The sequence below is a fragment of the Mycobacterium pinniadriaticum genome (assembly GCF_026242045.1).
Taxonomy (GTDB): Bacteria; Actinomycetota; Actinomycetes; order Mycobacteriales; family Mycobacteriaceae; genus Mycobacterium; species Mycobacterium pinniadriaticum.
On record NZ_JAPJDO010000009.1, the window covers coordinates 215,357 to 226,653 of the forward strand.

Annotated in this window: 8 protein-coding genes and 1 pseudogene; 7 read left to right on the plus strand and 2 right to left on the minus strand. The window is 68.2% G+C overall.

The window, feature by feature from the left end; all coding sequences use genetic code 11:
* Window positions 1-23 precede the first annotated feature (23 nt).
* Window positions 24-1,370 carry a type VII secretion protein EccB gene (gene eccB / locus ORI27_RS13360; protein WP_265997158.1) on the plus strand — a complete coding sequence of 449 codons (1,347 nt, stop codon included), beginning with the start codon at window positions 24-26 and terminating at the stop codon, window positions 1,368-1,370.
* On the opposite strand, the gene mycP is transcribed toward eccB, so the two are convergent.
* Entirely contained in the window at window positions 1,335-2,654 is a 1,320-nt protein-coding gene (gene mycP / locus ORI27_RS13365) for a type VII secretion-associated serine protease mycosin (protein WP_323055608.1), read from the minus strand. The two genes, eccB and mycP, sit on opposite strands and share 36 nt — an antisense overlap.
* Window positions 2,651-3,973 carry a type VII secretion integral membrane protein EccD gene (gene eccD / locus ORI27_RS13370; RefSeq protein ID WP_265997157.1) on the minus strand — a complete coding sequence of 441 codons (1,323 nt, stop codon included), beginning with the start codon at window positions 3,971-3,973 and terminating at the stop codon, window positions 2,651-2,653. Before eccD ends, mycP begins: the two co-directional genes overlap by 4 nt.
* A 92-nt stretch (window positions 3,974-4,065) precedes the next feature.
* On the opposite strand from eccD, the gene eccCa reads away from it, so the two are divergent.
* The 6 genes and pseudogenes from eccCa to ORI27_RS13400 all read left to right on the plus strand — a co-directional run.
* A complete protein-coding gene (gene eccCa, locus ORI27_RS13375) occupies window positions 4,066-7,668 on the plus strand; it encodes a type VII secretion protein EccCa (protein ID WP_265997156.1) in 3,603 nt (1,200 codons plus the stop codon).
* Window positions 7,669-7,748: 80 nt separating this feature from the next.
* Window positions 7,749-8,867: a type VII secretion-associated protein gene (locus tag ORI27_RS13380; protein WP_265997155.1), complete on the plus strand. Its 1,119-nt coding sequence runs from the start codon at window positions 7,749-7,751 to the stop codon at window positions 8,865-8,867.
* A gap of 57 nt (window positions 8,868-8,924) precedes the next feature.
* Complete coding sequence (locus tag ORI27_RS13385) at window positions 8,925-9,224, plus strand: WXG100 family type VII secretion target (RefSeq protein WP_323055609.1); 300 nt, start codon at window positions 8,925-8,927, stop codon at window positions 9,222-9,224.
* Window positions 9,225-9,239: 15 nt separating this feature from the next.
* Window positions 9,240-9,533: a WXG100 family type VII secretion target gene (locus ORI27_RS13390; protein WP_265997153.1), complete on the plus strand. Its 294-nt coding sequence runs from the start codon at window positions 9,240-9,242 to the stop codon at window positions 9,531-9,533.
* A 160-nt stretch (window positions 9,534-9,693) separates the two neighbouring features.
* Window positions 9,694-10,989, plus strand: a complete 1,296-nt coding sequence (locus ORI27_RS13395) for a helix-turn-helix domain-containing protein (protein ID WP_265997152.1) — start codon at window positions 9,694-9,696, stop codon at window positions 10,987-10,989.
* 109 nt (window positions 10,990-11,098) lie between these two features.
* Window positions 11,099-11,297, plus strand: a pseudogene (locus ORI27_RS13400) (aldehyde dehydrogenase); the annotation flags it as partial.

An 11,297-nucleotide genomic window follows, 5' to 3' on the forward strand; every position in this document is an offset into this window, starting at 1 on the left:
GCAACTGTTCTAGGTTCACCGGAATGGCCGGCCGACCGTCCCTTCGAGCTCAGGTCAGCGCACAGCGATTCGTGCTACGCCGCCTCGAATACTCGATTCTGGGCCGGGCGATGCCCTCTCGGCATGACCCGCTCCGCGCGCAGAAGCTCGCGCTGCTGGCCGGTTGCGCGGCGGCGGCCGGGATGCTGGTTCTCGACGTGATCCTGGGGTCGGCGCGGCACGACAAGATTCCCGACGACGCCCTGGTGATGGTCCGGCAGTCCGGTGCATTGTTCGTCCGTGTCGACGGCCGGTTGCGCCCGGTGGCGGACCTGACATCGGCCCGTCTGATTCTGGGCTCGCCGGCGACGCCTCGACTCGTCGACGCCGCCGCCCTGGCGCGCGTCGTCGATGGTCCGGTGCTGGGCATCCCCGGGGCGCCCCGGTCACTCGGGACGGTGACGGCACCTGTGGACGTGCGCTGGGATGTCTGCGACGAGGCTGACGGGACGACGACGGTCTCGGTTGGCGATGACGCGGCGCCTGCCGAACTGGACCCGAACGCTGCCGTCCTCGTCACAGCGGCGCACGGCGATGGAGCCGTCTATCTGCTCTATGACGGCAAGCGGGCGATGATCGACCCCGGCGATCCGGCCACCGCGCGCGCGCTGCACCTTGACGGTGTGGTGGCCCGGAAAGTGTCGGCGACCGTTCTCAACGTCGTTCCCGAGGTGCCGGCGATCAACCCGCCCCGCGTCGCCGGGTTGGCCGAACGTTCCGGGACGGGCGGTCTACCGGTCGGTACCGTCGTACGCGTCAGCAGGGCCGATTCGCCCGAGTACTACGTCGTCCTGCGGGGAGGGCTTCAGCGCGTCGGACGGCTGACCGTTGATCTCATCCGGTTCGCCAACCCGGCTACGAGCACGGAGATCCCCGAGGTGCCACTCGAACTGGTCGCGCGATCCCCCCTCATCGACGCCTTGCCGGTCGGCACCTACCCGGACGACACGCCGTCGTTGCTCGATGTCGGCGAGGAACTGTGCGCGACATGGCTATCAGGCCGCAGTGGGATCGCCGTCGGGCGGCCGACCGGCGACCGAATCGAAGCGGTGGTCCTGGCCGGAGCCGACGGCGACGGACCCGGCGTCGACAAAGCGCGCATGTCCCCGGGTCGCAGCCTCGACGTCGTCGACCCGAGCGCAGCGACCCGATATTTGATCGGCGCCGCGGGAGTTCGCTTTCCCGTGAAAGATTCGGCGGCAACCGCGTTGGGTCTGGACGGTGAGCCCGCAGCGGCGCCGTGGGCCATCCTCAGTGCCCTGCCCTCGGGCCCGGAACTTACCCGTGAGGCCGCTCTAGTCCGGCGGGACGTCTTCGTGTCGGCGCCCTAGCCGCGCGGATGCCGCCGCGATCAGGCCGGCCACACAGAGCGCAGCACTGGTCGCGGCGACGGCGTAGGGACGATGCGGTGCCGGATCGGTGGGCTGCAGTGCGGCGGACGGCCGAGGGGAAGGCGGGGACGATGCGGTGGTCTGGTCACTCAGAGCGGCCATCGGGTCGATGACGCCGTTGCCGCTCGTGGCATTCCAGCCGCCGGGCGGGTGGTGTGCGGTGGCCTCGATGCGCATCATCACCTGACGCGCAGACAGCCGGGGGAATCGGGAACGCACCAGCGCCACCAGGCCGCTCACCACCGGCGTCGCGTAGCTGGTTCCCGACATCGGTGCCTGCCCGGCCGGTGTCGGCATCGTGTCGATCACACCGACGCCGTCCGGGTCGAGGGAGACGACGTGCTCACCGGGTGCCGCGACGTCGACCCAGGGGCCGCGGAGGCTGAACGCCGAAGGAGTACCACTCGAGTCCAGCGAGGCAACGGTCAACACGTAGTCGTCGTACCACGCCGGGCTGGCGATCACCGTCGGTGGCACGGCGGTGTTCTGAGCCGGGCACTGCCCCTCCCCACCGACGTTGCCAGCCGCGGCCACTACGACCACGTCCTTGACGTCGACCGCGTAGGACAACGCGGCGCCGAGAGCCCGGTCCTCGAGCATCTCCTCGGTACAGGCCACCGAGGAGATATTGATGACTGATGCGCCCATGTCCGCAGCGGTGCGAACGGCCATGGCCAGGGAGTAGACGTCGCCGAATCCGCTGCTTGCTGGATCAACCGATGAACTGAATTTGTTGCTGGACTGACGGATTGCAATCAGTGTCGCTTCTGGGGCCATCCCGGTGAACCCGGTTCGATCGGTCCGATCGGGTGCTGCCGCGATGATGCCGGCGACGGCGGTTCCGTGCCCGTCGCAGTCCTGCCTGCCGTCGCCACTCGAGACGTAGTCGCCGCCGGCGACCACATCGGACAGTCGGCGATGCGCGGCGATCCCGGTGTCGATCACCGCCACCCGCTGTCCCGCACCGCGGGTCAACCGCCAGATCTCCGGCATATCGAAACCGGCCAGCTGCGTCGCCGATACGTCAACACCTGTCACGGGCACCGGCACCGCGCACGGTTCACGTTGTTCGGTCGGCTGAGTCGGGGCGGCAGGTGCCGGTGGCGGCAGCAGTGAATTGTCGATTGCCGGCGGGACGACGGCAAACGCCGGCGGGGCGCAGTGGGCCGAGGCAAGCAGTACCGCCGCGGTCGCGGCTATGGCCCGCCCGCCGCTGCTCGTCACACCTGCCCCAGCCAGGGCAGCGCTGCGAAAGCTCCAGCCGCCGCTGCTGCAGAGGGGACGACGGCCGCGCCGACCGCCAGATCGAGCACGGCGATGACCCGCCGCCACGCTATCGATCGCAGCCACTGTTCGTGCCGTGGAAGCCACAGCGCGCAGGCCCCGGCGAACAGCAGCCCCCCGCACAGCCATACCGAACTCGGTGGTGCCTTCATTGCGCACAGGGCGATCAACGACGTGATCGATATACCCGACGAAACCTTCAGGGCTGCAGTGCGATAACGGTCTTCGTGGCGATGGGAACGCAGCAACATCGTAGCGCCGACGATCGCGATGAAGCCCGCTGCGAGGACCGGTCGCCGCGTGGTCGCCGCGGTGATGACCGCACCCAGTGCCCCCGCCCCGGCCGCGCTGACGACAAGTGTGGTCAGCCGGCGATGAGCGACCTCTGTCTTGGCGTCGACCTCGGCGTCGGACAGGTCCGCTCTCGGCAGTCCGGAACTGCGGACCGACAGCCACCCGGACACGGCCAAGGTGCCGACTGATGCCGTCGCCAGTATCGGGCCGGTCGCCGCCGTTGGCCACCAGGCGGCCACCGCGCCCACCGCCGCCGTCGAGGCCGCCATCGTCACGGCGGCTATGGGCAGGAAAACCGAAGCAGCACAACCTAAAAGGCGCCACACGACCAGCGATACCGCCGAGGCGGCGGACATCGCCAGCAGAAAATCCGGCAATCCGGCGCGGTCCGAGGAAGCCAGCGCCGCGGTCACGCTCGCGAATGCGCTCGCCAGCACCCCGAGAACGACAGCACCCCGCCGATCACGACGTGTGCGGTGCAAAACCACCGCCCCGGCCATTGCCAGTACGGCCGCCGCCGCGCCGACCGCGGCATGGCCGGCGGCATCCGGGACCACAACGGTGTGCCCGAGTAATGCCAGGAGCACGACCGAAGCCCAGCTCACCGTGATCCATCCCGTACGGAGACCGGCCGCCGACCGCGCTGGGGTGGTCAAGGCGGTCACGGCCGACACGACGGCGGTGCTCGGATCGAACCGCGTCACCGGGGGCGGTGGAACCGAGGTTGTCAGGATCAGCAATTCGCCGTCCTGAATCGAGCAGTGGGCCAGCGTCGAAGCCGGGTCGAGAACCTCCCCGGTGACCCGGGTGAGGTGGGGTTCGTGGCCGGCGAAGTGGTCCGTGCCGATGAGATCCACCATGGCGGGAATCAGTTCCGCGATGGGTGCACGGGCAGGCAGCGCCACGTCCGTTTCGCGGTCGACGGTGCGGACGGACACCCGGCACGTCTCATCGGCGGTAGGCATGACAGCGGAGGCTATCCGGACTCTGATGCTGCCGAACTCGATTGTCCACAGGTGAATTGCCCACCGGGGTTGGCGCTGCCTACCGTCCGTGCATGAATCGTCCCGTTCGGTTGGCACCGGACTTTCCGACCGACGATCTGATCGTCGGTGCGCCGCCGCAGCCACCCCCGATGAGTGGGATATCGCGATTCGCGCCGATTCTGGGCGTCGGCGCGATGGTGGGTGTCGGTGCCCTGGTATGGGGGACGGGCATGGCCGCACGCGGGCCGACCGCCGCGGTTCTTCCGGCCATGATGCTGGTGTCGGCGCTCGGCATGGCGATGCGTGTCGGCAGCAGGTCTTCCGGTGGTGGCCTCGACCGTCAGCGGATCCACTACCTTGCCGAACTCGGCCGGCTCAGCGAGCAACTGTCCGATGCGGCCCAGCGCCAGCGTGCATCGCTGCTGTGGACAAGTCCGGCGCCAGGATCGTTGTGGACACTAGCCGGTGGGCGACGAATGTGGGAGCGTGTCCGCACGGACTCGGACTTCTGTCACGTCCGCATCGGGGTCGGCCGGCAACGGCTGGCTCGACGCATCGTGGTGCCGCCGATCGGGCCGGTCGACGATGTCGACCCGGTGACCGCGGATGCATTGCGACGCTTCGTCCACTGCCACATCGCACTCGACGATGCACCGCTTGCGGTGGCGTTGTGCGGGGTACGGATGCTCATCATTGAGGGTGAGTCCACGGATGCGTGCGCTCTCGTACGCGCGATGGTGTGCCAACTGGCCGTGCTGCACGCTCCGGACGGGGTCGCGATCGCGGCGCTGGTGGCCGACGGATATCGGCGACGTTGGGAGTGGTTGAAGTGGTTGCCGCACAACGGCTGTTCGGCCCGTGGCGAGCCCATGGTCTATGAATCGATACCCGATTCGGTCATCGATGACGAAACACGAAGGCGCCATGTGGTGTTGATTGTCGACGGCGTAGACCACCAAAGCCTCGCCGCGCCTGGCGTGACTGTCATCGTTGTCGGGGGTGAGGTCGATGAGTCCACCGCGCTTCGGCTGCGTGTCGACACCGGCAGGCTCGCTGTGCGGTGCGGGCAGAGCACCGAGGAGTTCGCCGCCGTCGACGGCCTCACGATGGCCCAGGCGCTGACCTGCGCACGTCGCCTCGCCCGGCATCGAGGGCCTGGCTACCCAGCGCCGGACGACCAACGCCAGTGGCGCACGGCGTTCGCGATCAACGGCCCTGTTTCGGAGCGCGTCTGGCAGCCCGTGACCGGTTCTGCCCGGTTGCGGGTGGCGCTGGGCGCCGCGGCTGATGGCGGACTCGTCGACCTCGACATCAAGGAGGCAGCCGCTGGTGGGCACGGGCCGCACGGGTTGTGCATCGGCGCGACCGGGTCGGGGAAATCTGAGCTGTTGCGCACCGTGGTGGCTGGGATGATCGCCCGCCATTCACCCGACGATCTTAACCTCGTGCTCATCGACTTCAAGGGCGGTGCAACCTTCCTCGGGCTGGAGGGCTTACATCACGTCGCCGCTGTCATAACCAACCTCTCCCAAGAGTCGCACTTGGTGGCGCGAGCGAGAGACGCCCTCGGGGGTGAGATCCACCGTCGTCAGAAACTACTGCGTCGTGCCGGCAACGCCGTCAACCTCGACTCTTATCAACGGCGTCGGGATGCCGATCCGGCGTTGCCGGTCCTGCCGACGTTGTTCATCGTTGTCGACGAATTCGCCGAACTGCTATCCCAGCAGCCCGATTTCGCCGACCTCTTCACGATGATCGGGCGAGTTGGCCGCTCACTGGGAGTGCATCTGCTCCTGGCCAGCCAACGGCCGGACGAGGGACGGTTGCGTGCTCTGGAATCGTTGCTGTCCTACCGTATCTGCCTCAAGATGTCGACGGCCGCTGAGTCCCGAGCCGTGCTGGGTGTCGCGGACGCCGCGGAGCTTCCCTCGACACCGGGGGCGGCGCTTCTTCGAACCGGTGATGGTCGGCTCATCCGTTTTCAGGCCACCTATCTTGGAGCCCGGGTGCGCGACCGCGCCCAAACCGAACTGCCGGCTCCAGGGGTGCGACGGTTCACCTCCGTGCCGTCAGTGCCTCGGGACATCGCCGACGACACGGAGCCGACCGCGTGGGACGTGATCGTCGACCGGTTCCGCGGCCTGGGCAGCCCGGCTCATCAAGTGTGGTTACCGCCGCTGGCGAAAACCCCGGAGCTGACGGAGTTGCGGGAGGTTGCCGGAGGCGAGCTGAGTGCGGCGATAGGCCTCGTCGATCTGCCGTTCGAGCAGCGGCGGGTGCCGCTGGTGGTCGAACTCGGCGGTGCCGGCGGCAATGTGGCGGTGGTGGGCGCACCCCGCAGTGGCAAGTCCAGCGTGGTGCGCACCTTGGTCACCGCGCTGGCCGCCCGCCTCGATGCACACCGGATCCAGTTTTACTGCCTGGACTTCGGCGGCGGCACCTTGGATACGCTACGACTCCTGCCGCACGTGGGTTCGGTGGCGAACGGTCGTGAAACCGAGTTGGTGCGGCGTACGGTCAGCCACATCGGTGCGGTGCTGTCCGCCCGTGAATCCGCTGGGAACGCTGACCGGTATGCCGACGTTTTCCTCGTCGTCGACGGCTGGCCGACCCTGCGCGAGGAGTTCGGTGATCTCGAGGCGGCGGTGACCGGCTTCGCCGGACGTGGCTTGTCCTTCGGTGTCCACGTGATCCTCACCGCGGGACGTTGGGCCGATATCCGGCCCGCGCTCAAGGATCGGATCGGTACCAGAATCGAACTGCGCCTGGGGGATCCGGTCGACTCCGATATCGACCGCAAGCGGGCGGCGCTGGTACCGATGGACAGGCCCGGTCGCGGAATCACCCGGGACGGCGATCACTTCCTGATCGCCGCGCCGGCAGGGGTGTCGGGGGACACCCGGGGATCGTGTCAGGCGCCGCCGGTCCGGCTGCTGCCCGAAGTCGTCGACCAGGCCGCAGTGGTAGACCAGGCAGGCGGCGGTTCGAAGGGAGTATTGCTGGGGCTCGGCGACGACCGCCTCGAACCGGTGGCTCTCGACTTCAGTCGGCAGGCGCACCTGGTGATCCTCGGCGACCGCGAGTGTGGGAAGACCGCGACGCTACGGGCACTGTGCGGTGAGATCGTGCGCGCTACAACACGACGGCCGGCGCTGATGTTCGTCATCGACTACCGACGCGGTCTGCTCGGTCTCGCCGAGGCACGAGATCTGCTCGGATATGCGTTCTCCGAGGGAAGTCTTGCCGACCAGGTGCCCAAGCTGATCACCCTGCTGCAGAACAGGTTGCCGGCCGCAGACACTTCGCTCGAGCAGCTCAAGGCCAGGTCATGGTGGACAGGTCCGGAGATCTTCGTGATCGTGGACGATTATGACCTCGTGTCGGCCACATCGCCGGACGCGCTCGGTTCACTTCTCTGTGTGCTGCCGCACGCCTCGGATATCGGGTTGCACCTGATCCTCGCGCGGCGAGGTGCGGGATCCGCACGGGCGATGTTCGAACCACTTCTGGCGCATTTGCGCGAAAGCGGCGCCATGTTCTTGGTGATGAGCGGAAGCCCCGAGGAGGGCCCATTGGTCGGCCACCACCGAGCGATGCCACAGCCACCCGGGCGCGGTCTGCTGGTGACCCACGGGACGGCGCAACTGGTCCAGATCGGCTGGTGTGCACCGTGATCAACGCGGTGCTGGAGATCGGCCCCGCCACCGTACATTCTCGCCCAAACCGACATTCGGGCGGGGAAGTTCGAGAAGAAGTGTGCAAAACGTCGAACTCGGCGGAGATGGTCGCCGTGGCGCTCGCCGGGATCGACGACACCACGGTGTTGTACCGGGAACGGCCGATCGCGGTGTCCGACCTGTTGCGACAGATCATCGGTGCCCATGTCGAAACCGGCTGTGAATCACTGACGATCGTGCACCCGTCATGGTGGCCGCGGCATCGGGTGGCACGCGTCGTCGATGCGGCAACGGCGGTCGCTGCCGATGTCCGCACGCTGCCGAGGTTCGCGGTCTTCGCCGCCGGAGATTCGACCACCATGGTGGAAATCGCCGACGACGTGGTCGCAATCAGCAGCCGGGACGAACCACCGAGGATAATTGCTCGTCCGCAAGATCCGGGCGATGTCGCGCGTACGCTCGAAACGGCTTACGGTACAAGGGTTGTTATCGATGCACCACCGGGAGTTACGGGTGCTCCCGAGTATGCTCGCGCGCTGCGGGCGACCTTGACCCGAGTCGGCGTGGCAGTCGAACTGGCTCGCACCCCTGACCTGCCGCCACCACCCGCCTCGGCGGCGAAACCCGTCTCACCGTCCACGCGGCCACGACACTGGAGGGGGTCGGCACTTGTAGCGGTCTCAGTGGCCCTGACGCTCTGCGCAATCGGCCTGAATGCGGCCCGACCACACGCTGCGGCACCGACCCTCGACGCCGTCAACCTCGTCGAAGGCCGCGTTACCTTGCTGATCCCGGCCGAGTGGGCGGTCACCCGGATTACCGCCGGACCCGGATCGCGTCGCATCCAGGCAACCTCGCCGATCGAACCCAACGTCGCACTGCACATGACCCAAACATATTCTCCGGGGGAAACGTTGGAACGAACCGGTGCGACACTGCGCCGAGCCGTCGCCGATCAGCCCGGCGGGGTGTTCGTCGAGTTCAATCCCTCCGACCGTCGCGGAGGCCGCCCCGCTGTCACTTACCGCGAGATCCGGGTCGGGCGCGACATCCGTTGGGTGGTCGTGCTCGACGGGTCGACGCGAATCAGCGTCGGATGCCAGAGTGCCTCTGGTCGTGAGGAGATGGTCGCCGAGCCGTGCGAGAAGGCGGTCGAGTCAGCCCGCGAAGTGACGGGAACCGTTGGGGGCGTGTGAACGTCGAAACCTGTGTCAACGTATACAACTCAACTCGAAGGATGAACCGTGACGACTCTGAGCACCGACTTCGATCTCATGCGCAGCGTTGCTGCGGCCGCCGACACCCGCAACGACGAGATCCGGGTTCTGTTGCAGGGCTTCATCACCCGCATGCAGTCGGTTCCGCCAACGGTGTGGGGCGGCCTGGCGGCCGCGCGATTCCAGACCGTCGTCGCGCACTGGAACAACGAATCGACCACGCTGTCCCACGCCCTGGCCGGGATTGCCGACACGATCCGGAACAACGAATACGAACTGCGTGAGGCAGCACAGCTACATGCTCAGCGCATCGCCGCAGTGACCGCAGATCTCTGACGAAGAGGTATGACCATGGATCCCATTCTCTCCTACGATTTCGCGGAGATCGACGCGGCGGTGCTCGCTGACATCCAGGGCACGTCGGCTCGACTGGGTGCCGCCCTCGACGACCTCAGCCGCCAGATCGCTCCGCTGCAGGAGGTGTGGACGCGCGACGCCGCGGCTGCCTACCAGGCCGAGCAGGCGCGCTGGCAGCAGGCCGCGTCCGCGTTGAACGACATCCTCGTGCGCCTGGGCGCCGCGGTTCGCGACGGCGCCGCCGATGTGGCCGACGCCGACCGTCACGCTGCCGGAATGTGGGGCTGACCGCCCAGTGAACTCTGTGCGGCCCCTTCGGAGGAGAGCCGTCGGGGCCGCACAGTCACTTCGGGCGTTCCGATCCGATGCGGACCTGGTGCGCCGAATGTGGCGTATCGTGGCCGCACGCGCGCCGGTCGGGGCGACCGCGCGAGGAGTGTGATCGCCGATGGGCACATCCAGAACACCGCGCACCGGGGCCGGGAATTCACGGCCGTCGGCGATGCTGCGTGCGGTCCACGAACTCTTCGTCGCCGGCGAGGTCGACGCCTCCTACCTGGAATCCAGCTCGCTGCGCCCGATCGTGGCGAAGAGCTGGCAGCGCAGCCTGGCCAAGGGTGTCGACCCCGACGGGGCGGCCCAGCCCTCGCCGGTGGGGGAGGAACTGGCCCGCCTGCGCCAGGCTCACCCGCTGGCACCGGCCCTACCGGTGATCCGGCGTCTGCTCGTCGACGACGCCGCCGGCTCCGGGGTGGTGGTCGCGGTGACCGGTGCCGACGGCACCCTGCTGTGGGTGGAAGGCGACCGCAGCGCCTGCCGCCGCGCGGAGGCGATGAACTTCATTCCCGGTGCGGACTGGAGCGAACGCAGCGCGGGCACCAACGCGCCGGGGACCGCCCTGGCCGTGGACGCTGAGCTGCAGATTCATGGTTCGGAGCACTTCTCCCGCGTGGTGCAGCCATGGAGTTGCACGGCGGTGCCCGTGCACGACCCCACCACCGGCGCACTGCTGGGCGCCCTCGATCTGACCGGCGGATCACGGGTGGCCAGCCCGCAGGCGCTGGCGCTGGTGCGCGCCACGGTCGTTGCCGTGGAAAGTCACCTGGCGCTGCTGCGGCTGACCGGCTCGGTGGTCGAGGCCGCCCCGCGGCGCCCGAGGCTGGCAGTGCTCGGGTCCGAGCGGCCGCGCTGGCTGGTCACCGACGAGTTCGGGCATCTGCGTGCCACCCCGCTGACCGGCCGGCACGCCGACATCCTGGTGCTGCTCAGCGGTCACCCGGAGGGGCTCAGCGCCGACCATCTGGCGATGCTGCTCGACGACAAGGACCTCGATGTGGTGACGGTGCGCGCCGAGATGTCGCGGTTGCGCAAGGTCGTCGGCGCCGACGTCATCGACTCGCGCCCCTACCGGCTGCTGGTGCCGATCACCACCGACATCGGCGAGGTGTACGAGGCGCTCGAGGCCGGCGATGTCACCGCCGCCCTTGACCGGTATCCGGGGCCGCTTCTGCCGCAATCGATCTCACCGGCAGTCGGGAGACTGCGCACCGAGCTGACGATGACCTTGCGCGCCGCGGTGCTGGCCACCGGCGACCCGGCGGTACTGCGCCGCTGGCTGGACAGCCCCGACGGGCGGGACGACCGGGACGGCTGGCGGGCGTTGCACGACGGCACCCTGCCCGGCTCGGTGCACCAGGCCCAGGCCCGCGGCAAGCTGGCCGGACTGGACTTCGACCTGGCCTGATCGGGCCGCGCAACGTTGCACGCCGCGTGCAACCGTGCTGCAACCCTGCACTGCCTACTTTGAGTGACGACCGACACACTTCGTCGTCCCGAACAGGCAGGAGAATGCCATGACCGTATACGCGAGGCCCGGCGCCGACGGCTCCGTGATGTCCTTCCAAACCCGCTACGACAACTTCATCGGCGGTGAGTGGACGCCGCCGGTGGGGGGTGAGTATTTCGAGAATCCGACGCCGGTGACTGGTGAGGTGTTCTGTGAGGTGGCGCGTTCCACCGGCGCCGATATCGATGTGGCGTTGGATGCCGCGC